Annotated in this window: 15 protein-coding genes and 1 pseudogene; 7 read left to right on the top strand and 9 right to left on the bottom strand. The window is 34.5% G+C overall.

Annotated features, from left to right (window positions below):
• Positions 1–94: 94 nt before the first annotated feature.
• The 3 genes from Q9B79_RS02240 to Q9B79_RS02230 all read right to left on the bottom strand — a co-directional run bounded on the left by Q9B79_RS02240 (position 95) and on the right by Q9B79_RS02230 (position 2,527).
• Positions 95–553 (bottom strand): DUF2262 domain-containing protein, encoded by a 459-nt coding sequence (locus tag Q9B79_RS02240; RefSeq protein WP_306182458.1) that lies wholly within the window; start codon positions 551–553, stop codon positions 95–97.
• Between the two features lie 128 nt (positions 554–681).
• Complete coding sequence (locus Q9B79_RS02235; RefSeq protein WP_306182457.1) at positions 682–1,902, bottom strand: MFS transporter; 1,221 nt, start codon at positions 1,900–1,902, stop codon at positions 682–684.
• A gap of 49 nt (positions 1,903–1,951) precedes the next feature.
• Positions 1,952–2,527, bottom strand: coding sequence for a TetR/AcrR family transcriptional regulator (locus Q9B79_RS02230; RefSeq protein ID WP_000532767.1), 576 nt, complete (start codon positions 2,525–2,527; stop codon positions 1,952–1,954).
• A 217-nt stretch (positions 2,528–2,744) separates the two neighbouring features.
• Here Q9B79_RS02230 and Q9B79_RS02225 point away from each other — a divergent pair, with 217 nt between their 5' ends.
• The 3 genes from Q9B79_RS02225 (at position 2,745) to Q9B79_RS02215 (ending at position 4,381) form a co-directional block, all read left to right on the top strand.
• The gene (locus Q9B79_RS02225; RefSeq protein ID WP_000808929.1) at positions 2,745–2,888 is read left to right on the top strand and encodes a hypothetical protein; all 144 of its coding nucleotides are present in this window, start codon (positions 2,745–2,747) and stop codon (positions 2,886–2,888) included.
• 64 nt (positions 2,889–2,952) lie between these two features.
• Complete coding sequence (locus Q9B79_RS02220; RefSeq protein ID WP_306182456.1) at positions 2,953–3,711, top strand: MerR family transcriptional regulator; 759 nt, start codon at positions 2,953–2,955, stop codon at positions 3,709–3,711.
• Positions 3,712–3,724: 13 nt separating this feature from the next.
• Positions 3,725–4,381 (top strand): GAP family protein, encoded by a 657-nt coding sequence (locus Q9B79_RS02215; RefSeq protein ID WP_306182455.1) that lies wholly within the window; start codon positions 3,725–3,727, stop codon positions 4,379–4,381.
• A 153-nt stretch (positions 4,382–4,534) separates the two neighbouring features.
• Here Q9B79_RS02215 and Q9B79_RS02210 read toward each other — a convergent pair.
• The 5 genes and pseudogenes from Q9B79_RS02210 to Q9B79_RS02190 form a co-directional block, all read right to left on the bottom strand.
• Positions 4,535–5,538 (bottom strand): annotated as a pseudogene (locus tag Q9B79_RS02210) (alpha/beta hydrolase family protein).
• 12 nt (positions 5,539–5,550) lie between these two features.
• On the bottom strand, positions 5,551–6,675 hold the full coding sequence (locus Q9B79_RS02205; protein WP_306182454.1) for a helix-turn-helix domain-containing protein: 1,125 nt from the start codon (positions 6,673–6,675) through the stop codon (positions 5,551–5,553).
• A 279-nt stretch (positions 6,676–6,954) separates the two neighbouring features.
• A complete protein-coding gene (locus tag Q9B79_RS02200; RefSeq protein WP_049111868.1) occupies positions 6,955–7,428 on the bottom strand; it encodes an Imm26 family immunity protein in 474 nt (157 codons plus the stop codon).
• 397 nt (positions 7,429–7,825) lie between these two features.
• Positions 7,826–8,302 (bottom strand): Cys-tRNA(Pro) deacylase, encoded by a 477-nt coding sequence (gene ybaK, locus Q9B79_RS02195; protein ID WP_000710860.1) that lies wholly within the window; start codon positions 8,300–8,302, stop codon positions 7,826–7,828.
• A gap of 204 nt (positions 8,303–8,506) precedes the next feature.
• Positions 8,507–10,669 carry a serine hydrolase domain-containing protein gene (locus Q9B79_RS02190; protein WP_306182453.1) on the bottom strand — a complete coding sequence of 721 codons (2,163 nt, stop codon included), beginning with the start codon at positions 10,667–10,669 and terminating at the stop codon, positions 8,507–8,509.
• A 269-nt stretch (positions 10,670–10,938) separates the two neighbouring features.
• Between Q9B79_RS02190 and Q9B79_RS02185 the strand changes: the two genes are divergently transcribed.
• The 3 genes from Q9B79_RS02185 (at position 10,939) to Q9B79_RS02175 (ending at position 14,764) form a co-directional block, all read left to right on the top strand.
• The gene (locus tag Q9B79_RS02185; RefSeq protein WP_306182452.1) at positions 10,939–12,732 is read left to right on the top strand and encodes a helix-turn-helix transcriptional regulator; all 1,794 of its coding nucleotides are present in this window, start codon (positions 10,939–10,941) and stop codon (positions 12,730–12,732) included.
• Between the two features lie 278 nt (positions 12,733–13,010).
• Positions 13,011–14,291: a histidine--tRNA ligase gene (locus Q9B79_RS02180; RefSeq protein ID WP_372339532.1), complete on the top strand. Its 1,281-nt coding sequence runs from the start codon at positions 13,011–13,013 to the stop codon at positions 14,289–14,291.
• A gap of 161 nt (positions 14,292–14,452) precedes the next feature.
• Entirely contained in the window at positions 14,453–14,764 is a 312-nt protein-coding gene (locus tag Q9B79_RS02175) for a hypothetical protein (RefSeq protein WP_306182450.1), read from the top strand.
• Between the two features lie 189 nt (positions 14,765–14,953).
• On the opposite strand, the gene Q9B79_RS02170 is transcribed toward Q9B79_RS02175, so the two are convergent.
• Positions 14,954–15,622: a YczE/YyaS/YitT family protein gene (locus tag Q9B79_RS02170; RefSeq protein WP_306182449.1), complete on the bottom strand. Its 669-nt coding sequence runs from the start codon at positions 15,620–15,622 to the stop codon at positions 14,954–14,956.
• Between the two features lie 138 nt (positions 15,623–15,760).
• Between Q9B79_RS02170 and Q9B79_RS02165 the strand changes: the two genes are divergently transcribed.
• Positions 15,761–16,636: a LysR family transcriptional regulator gene (locus Q9B79_RS02165; protein WP_306182448.1), complete on the top strand. Its 876-nt coding sequence runs from the start codon at positions 15,761–15,763 to the stop codon at positions 16,634–16,636.
• The last annotated feature ends 69 nt before the right edge of the window (positions 16,637–16,705 follow it).

Here is a 16,705-nt window from a genome sequence, read left to right as displayed (position 1 = left end):
GTAACTTTCTCCCTATGATTTCACCGTTATCTTATAATAATGACAAAAAGGATTGATTATAGTAATCAATCCTTTTCACTTTCATCTCTCAAAACTAAATCTCTGCAGCTAATAAATTGTACTCACTGTCAAAAGAAGCATGGATTCTATGGCCACCAAATAAACCTCCGTCATTATATTCGCAATATATATCATTTTCTCTAATTACAATGTCCATTAGAGTAATAGATTGCTCAAATGTTTCTTTCGTCATATCATATTCTCCTGCATCTACAGCATCCCAATCTAAATGTTCATCATTCTCATCATATTCAGGCCAAAAATCATTTTTATACTCTATTAATTCTTTCGCTATAGCGACCTTAGCTTTTTTATCAAATTCTTCTAAACATACATAAAGCTTTTCTGCTCTTTTCATCATTTCATGTACATGTAGAAGCTCTTTTCCAATATCCAATTCCCAATGTACTTTCCCCTCGTTTTGCTCATATGTATGAAAAGTTTCATTAAAGATAAACATTCCAATTAATTCACTTTTTATTGATTTTTCCATGATTTTATTTCCTTTCTATCTGTGAGAGAGTAACTTTAATTGGCTTGATGAGCATGTGACGATCCCCATGCCCATCAAAGATATCCCAAAATTGAATTTTAACCTTGACTTTTTAGAGACATACATAGTCAAGATATGAACTCACTTTTGGTTTCCGATAATTTTTTTGTATTATTTTTTATGAAATGAACGAACAAAGCAATTAAAGGAAAAGCTACTCCAATGAGTAAAGTTACTTCACTATTAAATTTATAGTACGTATAACTTCCAATCCATGAACCAAAGGCTCCTCCCAAAAAGAAAATAGTCATATATAATCCATTTAGTCTATTTCTTATCTCCGAATTCAAACTAAAGATAACTTTTTGACCTAATAATAAATTTCCTGCTACACCAATATCGATGCTAATGCCTGAAATAAGTATTAAAATCACACTAAACAATGAATGATCTTGAACAAAAAATAGGAGTATGACAGATAATAGTACGAGCGCCATTGATACATTCGTCATTGTAAAAATATAACCTTTATCTGCTATTTTACCAATAGTAGGAGTTAATAAAGCTCCAGCTATTGCAACAAACCCAAACAATGCAATTTCATTATTTGAGTACTGCAATGACTCTGACCTTAATAAAATGGGAATAACTGTCCAATACAAGCTAAATGTTGCGAATAAGCATGCGTGATAAAAAGCTCTTTGTTGTAGCGGAGAAGTATGTATAAGTAGTTTTACCATAGAAGTTATTAAATTTGGATATCGCATGTTACTAGTCGATATCACTTCATAGTTGGGTAAAAATTTTATAATTAACAGTAAGACAACAACTAAGACTATTAGTGAAAAAAGAAAGACCATTCTCCAGCCAAACCAGTCAGCTATTCCGATAGATAATGGGCGAGCAATCATAATCCCAATCAATAAACCACTCATTACTTTACCCACATATTTCCCCGTCTCTTCAATAGGTACAATCCGCATTGTTAGCGGAACTAACATTTGAGCCGCACAGGCTCCAATACCAATTATAGTTGTTAATAGTAAAAAAAGAATTCCATTTGTCGAAACTAGCGTACCCATTAAAGAAAGAATAGTTAGCCCGATAAGAATCGCTATTATTTTCTTACTTTTAAATAAATCTGCCATTGGTACGATAAAAAACAATCCCAATCCATACCCAATTTGCGTCAAAGTAGTAAGCAATCCTGATAAATCAGAGGAGATATTTAAGTCCTTTGCAATGAATTGTACAATTGGTTGTGCATAATAAATATTTGCAGCAAGTGAACCACAACTAATCGCCAAAATAAATATTAGAAAATTTGTCTTGTTATTCAACTTTACCATTCCTTTCTTTTTTGGAACGTTCATTCCGAAATTATTAAAAAAAGAAAGACTATAGGTCTGCAATAGTCTTATCTACTAGACGATAGGCTAATTTTTTTTCTTTTTTATATTTGGACATTATATTCAAGCTATGGTTTAAACTTAATAAAGAATATGCAACTAATTCAGTATCAGCCTCTTGTGAAATTTCCCCTTTCCTTTTTCCTTCTTCGATAACTTGCTTAAATACTTTTTCAAGTTCATTAAAATCATTTATGAGTATTTCTTCTATGGCAGGATCAATTTTTCCAATAAGCAGTGAGGAGTTTGTTATAATACACCCTTTTGGAATTTCATCTGAATAACATTTTTCAATATGTTGATAAAAAAAGGATGTAAGTGATGCTTTCGCGTTTATACCACTAAAAAGCAAATTTCTCTTTTGAGATCCATAGTTTTTATAATGTTCCAAAACTAGTTTAAATAGTGCATCCTTATCTCCAAAACTATCGTAGAGAGTAGAGCGACTTATGCCCATCGTTTCAATAAGATCTGATATATATGTAGCATCATAACCTTTCTCCCAGAATAAATGCATCGCTTTATTTAAAGCTTGTTCTTTGTTAAAACTAATCTTTCTCCCCATTTAATAACACCCCCTATCATATACTTTAATATATTCTTTTCGGAACGATAAGTCCACAAAAACATTTCGAAATCAAGTCTTCCGTTTAAAGGTTATATAAACTTATTATTAAAAAATCAAAAACACTTGAAGTTGACGTTAGGTCATTTTATATACTGTTAAGTAGCTACTATTTAGCAATTTCATAAAAGAAATTAGAAAAATAGGAGGTTTCCAGATGAAACAGGGCGATATTATTATTTATGGATGTGTCATTATAGGTGCAGGTATCGGACTGACATTAGATTATGCATTTCCTGGTGTGCTAATTGGATTAGGAGCAGGCTACTTACTTAAAAATCTTTTTAGTAAAGAAGAATAGATGTGAAATAAGAAAATAATCGTTAAAGATAAAACCTTAACGTATAGAAAGGTAGGTTTATTAGTTGATACATATTAATAAAGTTGCAGAACTAACAGGCGTTACAGTAAGGACACTGCGTTATTACGATAAAATCGGATTATTAAAACCAGCATCCAAAACAGAGGGTGGCCATCGTTTATATACAAATGAAGAAATAAAAAAACTTCAGCACGTTCAATTTTTAAAAAAGGTTGGCTTTCCGTTACAAGAGATTAAACATATGCTCGGCTTCAATGAGTGGGATTGGTCGGATAGTTTAAAGAGCCAATTATCTTATGTAATAAATGAGCAGGAAAATTTAAAGAAAATAGAATTATCCTTACGGGAAATGATAAATGGAATTGCGATAGAAGGAGAAGAAAGCTGGATTGCGATTCAAAAAATCATGCAATTATCCAGCAAAGATAAAGAAATCCAACAATATTATCGCGAATCTGTATTTAAAGAAAAAGAAATAAAACTATTAGAAAAGGTTCCTAAGATGGCAAGTGACTGTTCTGATTCACTCGAATGGATTGCTCTCATAGGTCAGTTAAAGCGTTATATGAAGGATGGACCAAAAGCAACGAAAGTTCAAAATATCATAAGAAGAATGGAGGAAAAACGCTTAGAAGAATTTGAAGGTGAGGATGAATTTTTAAATAAGCTTTGGGAGATACGGATGTCTCCAAAACAATCAGAGAAGCTAAGTTTATATCCAATTGATCAAGATGTACTTCAGTTTATAAACGAGGCATATGCCATTTTTATGGCTGAAAAGAATAATTCTAAGCCGAAATAAGAGGGCACGAGCGATGGGTACAGAACAACTTCTCCTAATAGGCGGATTGGCTATATTGGATACGCTAAGTCCTACTACAATAGGAGTAACAATATATCTACTTTTAACAGATGAAGAGAATCTTACGAAACATTTATTCGTTTATCTATTGACGATAGCAGGATGTTATTTTGCTGTTGGAGTTTCACTTATGTTAGGATTAGATTTTTTGTTTAAGATTATTTCTGACGTATTTCAAAACCGAATCGTAAGCTGGTCGTTCTTCATTATTGGAGTCATATTATTCATCGCAAGCTTTTATATTCCACCAAAGAAAAATTCAGAGATTCCCTCACCAAAATCAAAAAGCATTTTTTCTATGATTGCGCTAGGATTCACTACTACATTCATTGAAGCGGGTACTGCATTTCCTTATTTTGCAGCAATTGGCATACTTACTACTTCTAATCTATCCTGGATAGAATGGTCTTCTATTTTAGCGGGATACAACTTTATTATGGTATTGCCCTCTCTCGTACTGTTTCTCTTCTATCTCCTATTTGGTCGCTGGATGCAAAAACCTCTCGAGAGACTTCGAATGAAAATCGCTAATAGTACAGGATCAGCTCTGTCATGGATTATGTGTATAGTTGGCTTCTTCCTAATATTAAATAGCCTGGACTATTTATAGGGTGTTTTACCAAAGTATTAAATAACATCTTATTAGCTCAAAAATGATGTTAAACTAATTAGAGAATCTACAATATGGAAGAGATTATTATAAAAAAAATTACTATTGTAGAAGAATTTGTACCTACAGGCTCAGCCCACACCAATTTTTCTTTTACAGGCTGTTACTCTCCCTTCCCTCTTCCTCATATTCATCTAATTTTGATGCAGGATAAAATGCGTATTCATCCAATTCGTAATTATTTCTTCCAGCAATGGATGAAGTGGCTTTCCCGCCCCTTCTTCATAATTCTTTTTAAATTCTAAAGCCTTGAAATCCCCCTCAAAACTTTTCAAACTATGATCCATATCTTTTATTACATGTACTTCAGAATCCCCCTTCACATAATCACCGATCCGCTTCGCTCTTTCGGGGTCAGCCTGAATATCTTTATCACCAGCAATAGCTAATACTGGACATGTTACTTGTTGTAAATCTTTATAAATATCATGCTGAAAATGCTCTCTAAACCACTTTGCGTTCATCGGTTTAAAACCTACTTTAATTGTATCTTTTTCTGTATTCATCATTTTCTCTTTTATTTTTTCCATCTGCTTCTCTCCACGTTTCTCTACATTAAGAAGGCGCATGAGTTTTCCCTTTATTCCTTTTTGTTCTTTTAATTCTTTATAAGCAATCTCTCTTTGTCTTTTCGTAGCTTCTTCTAACGATTCCGCAGCTCCTGTAAGAAGGATAAGCCCATTAACTGGTGTTCTTGCATTTACTACTGTTGCCAACATACATCCTTCACTATGACCAGCTAAAATGATATTTTCTGGATCAACAAATGGTTGTTCTTTTAGATACGTAATCGTAGACTCTATATCACTAACTAAATCCCACATTCCAGTCTTCATAAATTCTCCCTCACTCTTTCCTACTCCGCGCTTATCAAAACGGAGCGTCACTACTCCAAGCCTCGCCAATACATGCGCTAGATCTTTATATATGTTCGACTCAAGCTGTAGCGGTAATATCGTTCCATCACGATCAATCTCTCCAGATCCAGCAATAATGACAACAGCCGCATACTTCCCATCAGCTTTTGGTTTAGTAATTGTACCTTGCAACGTAAATTCACTATTTATCACTATTTCATATTCATCAAAAGTCATCATTTTTTCCTCCCTCTATTCTTTTATATCCAATTTAAATTTCAAACTCACTATTATATTTTTGTATTCTCTTACATCTTTCATCGGAGCGAAAATTGGATTCTCTGCAATACTTTGTAACATGCTTCGCTTTATAATCTCTTCATTTCTAACTGTTTTAGCGCCGAGCGGAAATTCTGCAAACCATCCATCAATCGCATCAAAATAGGAATCGCCGTGTAAATGTAAACTATTTACTGTGAAACTAGCTGCACAAACTGTTGCGTATTTCTGCAACATTTCTAATGCTCTTTCAAAATTGCCTTGCATACAATATACTTGTGCAGCAGCATAGTATACTTTTAAAGTCATATTGGGATGTAATGTTTCTATTTCATATATATCTATTAACATAAAAGCTCTATTTAAAATTACCTCTACTTTTTCAACGCTTGAGGCATTTACTACTACATAATTTGGTATTGTCGCAACGAGTTGTATTAAATGTTGATACATACTAATTTGCATTATTTTATTCGCTTTTTCAGTATTTCCAAGCATTTGATACGCCTGTGCGATTAGATCTTCCGCTGGGACGTTAGGACGTATCGTTTCGCCAAGTAATTGAAGCACCTCATTTGGTTTATTGAGTATAAGGTTGCAAGTTGCTTGAAACGATGCCGCCTCTTTCACAAGAGAAACATCATCACTTTCTTCCTGCACCCTGCTAAAAAGAGACATTGCCTCTTCTAAAATTTCAATTCTTTTATCCATATCCTCTGTTAACATATGGTGGTTTATAAAAAGTAGTCCCATTTGAAGTAATAATGGAAAACAAGAATAATATTTTTTAATTATTTCTCTGCACTCCTTCATTACTTCATCAAACGGTTCTTCACTAAAAGCTTCCGCTAGTCTATGATATAAATTTTTAATATCTTCCTGCTCCATTTGTGGGGTATAGTTAATCAGTTCATCAATACTTATGTTAAAGTACGATGCTAACAGTGGTAAAAATGTAATATCCGGATAACTTTGCCCCGTCTCCCATTTGGAAACAGACGCTTTCGTAATACCGATATACGCCGCTAACTCTTCCTGCGTAATTCCCTTTTCTTTTCTCTTATCCGCAATTATTTTATGAATATTTATCTCCTTCACATCATCACCTCATACTTTTATTATATGCTTTTATTTCACACAAAATATGGATTTAAAGTCAACTTTCGTTAACAAAATCAACTGCTAGGAAACATCCGTCTAAAATAAAATCAAAGGCAGGAACATATTTGATATGTTCCTGCCTTTTTATTTTAGGGTACCGATACTAGCCATCTAGCTGGGATTTTGAAGTACTTCAAAATCAAAAATTTCATCTCACCACAGTTTTCTATGCGAATGCAGTGAACAGCTTATTTGCATAATTTTCGTTATAGGAAGTTATTTATTTGCTAATAAATCTTCTGCGTAACATTTAATCATCATATAGCCTGCGTAACCAAACTGATCATACGTATCTGCTTCTTCTTCGGTCGCCTGTCTAAGTACTGAATATCCTTTCATTAACATACAATTCTCATCATGAACCATTTGTGAAGTGAAATAATCTGTTTCAATTCCATCTAATTCTAATGAGCGATAGCCACTTATAAAACCATCCAATGCTGTTTCATGAATGGTTTTAATATGAACATCCATTTGTATTAACGTTTTACAACCTTTTAAATTTTCAGCCATAGGTGGGCTATCTCCAATCCAGTCCATCAAGCCTGCTAAAAATCCCTTTCTACTATTTGGATCTATTTCAATTACTCTACCACATGCAAATTTACTGTTATCTAAAGGAATAGTCCAAAATTGTCCTGGTACTAAATAACGATTTGATTTTGGTTTAAATGGATAGTTTATACTCATTGTTCTCCCCATTTCTTTTTTAGTTCTATAAATCTATACATTTTTTATACATTCCTATACTAGCACGGTTTTAGGGTTCTTGTTTGTTACTGGATTAGCAAAAAAACTGTATAAAATCTTGCATACTCTTAGCGTGGGATTTCCCCCAAATACTGGCATCCCCCAATATGTGATTTCTTATGGGGATTTCTTGAACCTTCATTAAAACACGCTCCCTTCTTTTGTCTATCTTTGTGAGTAACTCTTCTTGTTTATTTAAAGTCCTCACACCGAGCCTTTGTCCTCCCCCAAAGCCAAACAAATGATTCAGTTTATCCAGTATGTAAATAAAAAGGATAGTTAGCCCCCTAATGGACTAACTATCCTATAAACCTAGAACTTCTTTCCCTATGTATCATTACTTCGTTACCTCACCAAACTGCGCTCTCGTCACTTTCGCCAAGTCATCAACTTTCAGCTCAATTTGTATTCCAATTTTCCCGCCACTTACAATCATCGTTTCAAGTGATTGAGCACTCTCATCAATACATGTAGAAAATAACTTCTTCATTCCGACTGGTGAACAACCGCCACGAATATATCCTGACACTTTCGTAATATCTTTTACAGGTATCATTTCGATCTTCTTTTCACTTACTGCTTTTGCGGCAGCTTTTAAATTTAGTTCCTCATCTACCGGAATGATAAATACATGATAATTTTTACTATTCCCTTGAGCAATTAACGTTTTATATACTTCTCTCACTTCTCGTCCAATTTTCTCGGCTACTGATACACCATCAATTTTCCCATCATCCGGATCATATGACATCATCGAATATTCAATTTTTTCTTTATCTAATATTCGCATCGCATTTGTTTTATCTTTTTTCATTGGAATCTCCTTAAAAGGTTATTTCATAACATTAAATTTTCTTTTATTATACACCTTTTTTCTGTTTCTCCTGTATAACTTCACATTTTTGTAGATATATGTATGCATCATCCTACTAAGATTTTATTTCTCATTGAATTCAAACTCACATAAAGAAAACAGATATGGAGCCTTCAAATGAAAGGCACCATATCTGTTTTACATTTAACGTCCAAACTCTTTATTAAATATTTTGTCCCTGCCTGTAATGGCTTCTGGACCTACTGCATTAATAGCAGTTACTAAAATATGTTCTCCTCCAATAGGTCCACCGGCCCTTGTTTCAAATCCAAAAGTCCCACCAGCATGCCCCCAATACGATTGTCCGTCTGATGTTTTCCCTTCATAAATTCCCAGTCCAACCTTACCTATAGGTGAATCTACTGTTGTGAACATCTGATTCATTAGCTCTTGATTTAAGAGCTTCCCACCCAACAGTGCACTGAAGAATGTAGTCAAATCTTTCACTGTTGAAACCATATCTCCAGCTGCATTTGCCCATGACTGATTAATTTCTGTCAAATCATATAAACGCCCTAATCTATCCATATTATATCCATTAGCATGCTTACCCGGTATGTGCGAACTTGCTTCCATTACGAATGTCTCTTTTAACCCGAGCGGTTCAATGAATCTTTTTCTAATTTGCTCCGCATACGTATCTCCTGTTACCTTCCGAATAATTTCCCCGGCTATAACAGTATTTGTGTTCGAATAGTCCCAGCCCTCGCCTGGTAAAAATACAGGCGGTTTTGCAAGTGCTAAACTTATAAGCTCATCGGTACTATAGTAACGAAATGGGTTTTGAGGCAATGTAATATCTCTCATATCTAAATCTGTATATGCTGCAATCCCACTTGTATGGTTTAATAACTGACGAATTGTAATTTTACTCCCATCATATCCGTTACCCTGCAAAACTCCCGGCAACCATTTTTCAACTGTATCATCAAGGTTTAATTGTTTTTCTTCAGCCAATTGCAGTACAACAGAAGCAGTGAATGTCTTCGTTATGCTTCCGATACGGAACGAAAAATTCGGTTCTACAGGGCGTGGCATCTCGTAACTAGCTGTTCCGGTAGCATAGGACCAGCTTTTTCCATCCTTTAATCCGCCAGCTATAATACTTGGAATTTTTTTATTCGTTACTACTTGATCCATTACATTTTGTACTTCTTCTCGATGTTTACTTTTCTTTTCCTTATCAGTGGGTTCCTTTTTTGATTTTGCCGCAAATTCTGAAGCTAAAATATTGTTAATCTGTTTTTCGGCTCCTAATACATTAATATTTATCGAGATAACATGTTGACCATCCTCCGTTCCACCAGCAAAGTTAGTAAAACCAGGAATACCGCCACCATGTCCCCATACTTCAGTACCATCTGGCAATTTTGTTGTGTGAATACCAAGCCCATACTTCCCTAATGGGGTATCAACTGTGTTAGTCACCATCTCTTTCCGCATTTCTGGTGACAGTAATTTACCACCTAATAAGGCACGGAAGAACGTTGTCATATCTTCCCCTGTTGAAATCATTTCACCACTAGCATTAGCAAATGATGGATTAAACAAAGTAATATCTACTAATTTATCCCCCATATTTAAATAGCCACGTGCATTTTTCTTCGGAATATCCATTGAACTTCCTGGAAGGACTGTTTCTTTTAAACTAAGAGGTTCTATAATTCGTTTCTTTATCTGCTCAGCATATGATTCTCCTGTTACCTTCTGAATAATTAATCCTATGATAACCATATTCGTATTCGAGTATGACCAGCCTTTTACTGGTTCTAATTGTAAAGCACGAGAAATTAATTGTTCCGCTGTATAATTCTCACTTGGATTCTCTATTAATTTCTCTTTAAGATCTGGAGTCAGGTAGTCAGCAATTCCGCTTGTATGATTTAATAGTTGGCGAATTGTAATTTTATTCCCATCATATCCGTTTCCCTTTACAAGTCCTGGCAACCATTTCTCTACTGTATCATCAAGACTTAGCTTCTTCTCTCCTGCAAGCTGCAATACTACTGTAGCCACAAAGGTCTTCGTTGTGCTCCCGATTCTAAAAGCAGAATCAGCATCTACTTTATGATTTCGCTCAATATTACCTTCGCCAGAAGCATACGCCCAACTTGTCTCTCCATTTTTCACAGTAACAATAACTCCTGGAATATTCTTTTCATCGGCAGCTTTATCGACAACTTGTTCAATTGATGTCCTTTTGTTTACCGCATGTAGGTTTTCGTAAGAAGGTATCGCTAACGCCCCAACCAATATTGCCCCTGTTAAAGTAAGGGCTGCTCCTTTTTTTAAGATAAATGACTTCATTATGCATCGCTCCTATTATTTTGAATTTTTCTGTTGCCTCACTCCCTCACCTTAACTTCAATATTGTTAAATAACGTAGTGACAAAACGCTTTAATTTACTTATGACGCTTTATGCAGCTATGTCATATAAAATATGTGACAAACTGTCAATTGCTTCATATGACATACTTTATTGACTGTCTTTCTATTGACGATTTCAAAGATATGTTACATGATAAATCTAAATCATTAGATAATTAATCTTAAAATACAAGTAGGTGCTTATTTCATGTTATCATTCACAAAAAAATGGATTTGGTATGATTGGATATTTGTGATTATACGAACATTTTGGCTAATCGTTATCCTTGGTGCCGATTTTATGTTTCCCTCATTCATTCATACGTCCGGTCTAGTTGTACTTCCCCTTGCTCTTGTTGTTTACCTTATACCATTAATTGTTCGATATAAGAAGACAGAATGGTACCCTGCATTCGATATTTTCACTGCAGGTTGCTTTTATCTTTACTTAGCATCCGTAGCTCCTGATTTACTTTGGTCTTTCATTTTACTCGTAATCATTATTGGACTATGTAGTAATCAAAAAAATTATATATGGGGCGGTATTTTTTGTGGGTTTGTTTTTCCACTATTGAATGCTTGGATTGCCAACCGACCACCATATGAACTAATCGTTAGTTGTAGTCTCGGTTTTGCCATTGGCATTTCTTTTAATATATTAATTCAGTATCATAAGCAATCTCGAATTATTGAAGAGCAAAAGCTACTATTAGAACAACATATTAAAAAGATTGAAAAGCTTACTCTAATAGAAGAGCGTAATCGACTGTCACATGAACTACATGACACAATTGGTCACACACTTACTTCTCTCATCGCTGGTGTCACATCACTAAGGTCAGCAGTACCGAATTCACAGTTTGAAAGAATTGATTCACTTATCAGTATTGCTCAGCATAGTTTAGATGACACCCGAAGACATCTACACGATTTATCCCATAATTCACTTAGTAACTCATTAAGTGAATCACTACAACAATTAATAGAAGAATTTATGAAATCTACAGGTACAACCGTTACATTTCGGGTGATTGGCACCGAGACTCTTTTGATGCAAAAAGTGAATTTTTGCCTATATCGCTGTCTTCAAGAGTCGTTAACAAACGCTGTTCGACACGGTAAAGCGAGCACCATATCTGTTCAACTGTATTTCGACGAACAACAACTTCGATTGCAAATTGAAGATAATGGTATTGGAATGGAAGAAATTCAATTTGGCTTTGGACTTAGCGGAATGAAGGAACGACTTGAACAAGTTCACGGGACATTGTCAGTTCATTCTAGCTCTGAACAAGGAACATTTATCATTTGTAATATTCCATTACAAATAAAACCCGCACATGATATAATTCGCTTATTGGTCGTTGATGATCAGGCTCTTATTACAAATAGTTTAGAGCAAATTTTAGAACACCAAACTGATTTTATTGTTGCTGGTAAGGCGTATAATGGATCTGAGGCATTAAAATTATGTGAACAATTACAACCTGACATTGTACTAATGGACATTAAGATGCCAGAAATGAATGGCATTGAGGCTTTACTAGAAATGAAGCGACGTTGGCCTAATATAAAGATTGTTCTTATGACAACATTTGAAGATTCCTTACAAGCAGCAACTGCACTCGAACATGGAGCTGAAGGTTACATGTTGAAGTCTATTCATCCACAAGAAATGAAGGAAGCCTTGAAACTTATTTATAACGGTGGAACTTGGATTGACCAATCGGTTGCTACACGTATTTTTGAAGAAATGAAACTTCAACGTGAGCAATTAGCGAAAATCAAATCAACTAAACAAACTTCTCCATATGGACTTACAAAACGGGAAATGGAAATTTTAGAACATCTATCAAACGGATTACGCTATAAATCCATTGCTACTAAACTATTTTTATCTGAAGGAACAATCCGTAATTACTGCTCAAATCTCTATTCAAAGCTAGGTGTTAACAATCGTGAAGAAGCAATAAAAAAAGCACAAACAGAAAACATCTTGTAGGCAATATGGAATGAATACATTCCACTTCAAAACTAAAAATATTGATAATTCAAAAATCATCTGATATAATTTGGAAAAACTTACGTTAAGGAGAGATTCGTAATGCGAAATGTTAATACTTCTTTCCAACTTCATCATCATACGTAACGCCGTGTATCCGAAGAAAAATTTTTCTTCGTGGGTACAGGGCTTTTCCTGTTGACCCACGAAGCGTTCATAAAGCTATGTGGGTATTTTTATACCTGCATAGCTTTTTTTAATTTAAAAAAGGAGTGATTATGATGGAAATGAAAAATGTAAAGGGAACGAAAGACTATTTACCAGAGGAACAAGTGCTGCGAAATAAAATTAAAAGAGCTTGTGAAGATACGTTTGAACGATACGGTTGTAAACCTTTAGAAACACCAACGTTAAATATGTATGAGCTTATGTCATACAAGTACGGCGGTGGCGATGAAATATTAAAAGAAATATATACACTTCAAGATCAAGGAAAACGTGACCTTGCCTTACGCTACGATTTAACTATTCCATTCGCAAAAATTGTGGCGATGAATCCGAATATTCGCCTCCCTTTTAAACGCTATGAGATTGGGAAAGTATTTCGAGATGGCCCTATTAAACAAGGGAGATTTCGTGAGTTCATTCAATGTGACGTTGATATAGTCGGTGTTGAGTCGGTCATGGCAGAAGCTGAACTTATGAGCATGGCGTTTGAGCTGTTTCGAACGTTAAACTTAGAAGTAACGATCCAATATAATAACCGAAAATTATTAAACGGTATTCTTCAAGCTATTAACATCCCTACTGAACTAACGAGTGACGTCATTTTATCATTAGATAAAATCGAAAAAATTGGTGTTGATGGTGTACGAAAGGATGTATTAGAACGCGGAGTTACTGTAGAAATGGCCGATACAATCTGTAATACTGTATTATCTTGTCTACAGCTTACGATTGCTGACTTTAAAGATGCTTTCAATAATCCACTCGTTGCCAATGGAGTAGACGAATTACAACAATTACAGCAATATTTAATCGCTCTTGGAATAAATGAAACTGCTATATTCAATCCGTTTTTAGCGCGGGGACTTACAATGTATACAGGTACCGTATATGAAATCTTTTTAAAAGATGGATCGATTACATCTAGCATCGGTAGCGGCGGTCGTTACGATAATATTATCGGAGCATTCCGTGGTGATAACATGAACTATCCAACAGTCGGTATTTCATTCGGTTTAGACGTTATTTATACAGCATTATCACAGAAAGAAACAATATCATCTACAGCGGATTTATTTATCATCCCACTCGGGACAGAGTTACAATGCTTACAAATTGCCCAGCAATTACGTTCTACTACTTCCTTAAAAGTCGAACTAGAACTAGCGGGACGCAAATTGAAACGTGCCCTTAATTATGCCAATAAAGAGAATATCCCTTATGTGCTTATTATTGGGGACGAAGAACTTAGTACAAACACTGTTGTGCTACGGAATATGAAGGAAGGTAGTGAAGTGAAGGTTCCCCTTTCTTCTTTAAGTAGTTATTTATAATACGAACCACCCTCGTTTGGGTGGTTTTTCTATTTTATAGATAACGAAACATTAGTTTACATAAAATATTTATAATCTACTCGAAGCTACAAATATATAATATCCAATTACCTATTATCTTTGGTAATATATAGATACGAATGATTTTAGGAGGATTTACTTTGAAAACTTACATACAAGCACTAAAGTGGACAACAGGGATCTATCACCTTTTATTACTTCCTTGTTATTATTTATTCCCAAGTCTTGTTAACCTATATGGGATGCCTTTGCTACTATTGATTCTTTTACATATCACTACTATTTTATTAGCTAAAAAAGGTGGCATGAATACGTACCCTCATTATATCGGTATTATCGTTACTCTAGTTGCCTTCTTTCCTTATATAGCACTCGTTCTACATATTATAGCAGCTGTTTTCCTTTTATTAGATGCCGTTTCTATGAATGCAAAAGAAGTTTGTGATTCCTAGAAACATAAAATTAGAAATACATGTTTTTCAGCAAATCACTTTTCTTTATTACAACGCTAATACATAACGCAATTCTTTCCTATGATTTTACAGAAAGAATTGCGTTTTTTCATTGATAAGAACATAGCTTTAAAGTATATAGATCCCCTTACAATTTCTATCTTTATTGCTTTAGCATATTAACTATGACTAAGCAACCTTCTCTGTTTTAAATACCCATCGATGTAGAGCCGGTTGATAATACGGTATCATCCATCCTAAAATTTTACCGATACAATAGGCGGAAATTAGTGTACCGATTCCGATTGAACCTAACGATTGAATGAAAACGATACAGATAATACCCGCTGCACAAATGTTTATTAAATCGCTCAAAATTTTTGCTTTACCGAATTTCAATTTAAATTTTTCACTGATTGCATAAGTTAACGCATCATACGGCATTAATGGTAGTTTCGCTGTTGTATAGCCCATTAAACCGACCGCTATAACAAATAAACTAACAATCAAATATACACTTCGAGCAAAGATCGTTTCTGGTAGAGGGAAAAGTTGTACAAGGAAAAGCGTTGCATCCATGAAGAATCCAAATATAAACGAAATAATAAATTGACTTACAAATTCATTGAACTCCATTCGTTTACTTAATACGACTTGAATAAAAATGTATAAAACATTTGCAAGCGCCATTGTCACACCAACCGATAAACCAATCGTTAGCGTACTTGCATATGCCAATGATGATACAGGCGATACACCAAACCCTGCTTGAATTGACATGCTAATGCCAATCGACATACAAAATAACCCGAGCACGTACAAGGTGATGCGCTTCAAGGTTCTGTTCCGATGACCCATATTATCTCTCACTTTCTAATTGACATTATTAATATAAAGACTATAGCTATAGAATTAAATATAACGTCAAATTAAACATATTAAAAATATATATATGATAAACTAATCATATGAAAAAACATATAACGGAGAGATACAATGGATTTCAGGCAATTATATTACTTTAAAGAAATTGTGAAACAAGGAAGTATTTCGAAAGCAGCAGAAGTGCTCCATATCGCGCAACCACCACTTAGTCAATTATTAAAAAAGCTCGAAACTGATCTTGGCACAACTTTAATTCATCGATATCGTCAAAAATGGGAGCTTACAGAAACAGGTGAAATACTATACGAGTATGCCACACAAATGCTAATACAAGCTCAAGATATAAAGCAGCAAATTCAAGAAATTGAACAAGGTATAGGCGGAACTGTAAATATCGGTGTCTCTTCTACATGTTCGAATATGCTCGTTGACTATGTTAGTACGTTTAGAACACAATACCCTAATGTTAAAATAAATATAGTAACCGGAAATTCAGAAGAATTATTAAAAAAACTAGAACAAAGAGAAATTGATATTGCCCTACTTTTGCGGTTAGGAAATAGTGAACACTATGAGATAAAATCATTAAAAAAACAACCAATTGCTGTAATTATCCCTGCAAGTTGGAAAACATCATTTCCATCACAACATGTAACAATTGAAAAGATTGCGCAGTTCCCATTCATTATGCTCGGAGCGATGGAAGGACTGTCCTTCAATGAAAACCTACTCAAAGCGTTTAATAAACATCAAGTCAAGCCAAATATCATTATCGAGTGTAAAGATATAAGTATGGTTATAGCACTTGTTAGTAAAGGGCTAGGTTTATCCATTATTCCAAGAATGGACTACACATCACCATTTTTAGCGCATACAACGCTTTTAGAATTGGAACAATTTGATTTCCAGCTAGAACCTGCAATAGTAAAATTAAAAACCCAACAAATCTCCACAGCAGCAACTCAATTTTGGGAAATGGTTGATTAGAATGTGTGAACAAATGATGAAACAGGTAGTTACTGTGAGATATAACAAGACCAGCTATGGACAGAATGA

Source organism: Bacillus sp. MHSD_36, from assembly GCF_030757775.1.
Classification (GTDB): Bacteria; Bacillota; Bacilli; order Bacillales; family Bacillaceae_G; genus Bacillus_A.
Note: the sequence above shows the minus strand (reverse complement) of the source record. Positions and strands in the feature narration are given on the sequence as shown.

Excerpts from the sequence above, each read along its gene's own strand:
- Q9B79_RS02225 (WP_000808929.1), top strand. The coding sequence starts at position 2,745 with ATGAAACAGGGCGATATTATTATTTATGGATGTGTCATTATAGGTGCA.
- Q9B79_RS02180 (WP_372339532.1), top strand. The coding sequence starts at position 13,011 with ATGATGGAAATGAAAAATGTAAAGGGAACGAAAGACTATTTACCAGAG.
- Q9B79_RS02165 (WP_306182448.1), top strand. The coding sequence starts at position 15,761 with ATGGATTTCAGGCAATTATATTACTTTAAAGAAATTGTGAAACAAGGA.
- Q9B79_RS02190 (WP_306182453.1), bottom strand. The coding sequence starts at position 10,669 with ATGAAGTCATTTATCTTAAAAAAAGGAGCAGCCCTTACTTTAACAGGG.
- Q9B79_RS02240 (WP_306182458.1), bottom strand. The coding sequence starts at position 553 with ATGGAAAAATCAATAAAAAGTGAATTAATTGGAATGTTTATCTTTAAT.
- Q9B79_RS02200 (WP_049111868.1), bottom strand. The coding sequence starts at position 7,428 with ATGAGTATAAACTATCCATTTAAACCAAAATCAAATCGTTATTTAGTA.
- Q9B79_RS02215 (WP_306182455.1), top strand. The coding sequence starts at position 3,725 with ATGGGTACAGAACAACTTCTCCTAATAGGCGGATTGGCTATATTGGAT.
- Q9B79_RS02230 (WP_000532767.1), bottom strand. The coding sequence starts at position 2,527 with ATGGGGAGAAAGATTAGTTTTAACAAAGAACAAGCTTTAAATAAAGCG.
- Q9B79_RS02185 (WP_306182452.1), top strand. The coding sequence starts at position 10,939 with ATGTTATCATTCACAAAAAAATGGATTTGGTATGATTGGATATTTGTG.
- Q9B79_RS02235 (WP_306182457.1), bottom strand. The coding sequence starts at position 1,902 with ATGGTAAAGTTGAATAACAAGACAAATTTTCTAATATTTATTTTGGCG.
- ybaK (WP_000710860.1), bottom strand. The coding sequence starts at position 8,302 with ATGAAAAAAGATAAAACAAATGCGATGCGAATATTAGATAAAGAAAAA.
- Q9B79_RS02170 (WP_306182449.1), bottom strand. The coding sequence starts at position 15,622 with ATGGGTCATCGGAACAGAACCTTGAAGCGCATCACCTTGTACGTGCTC.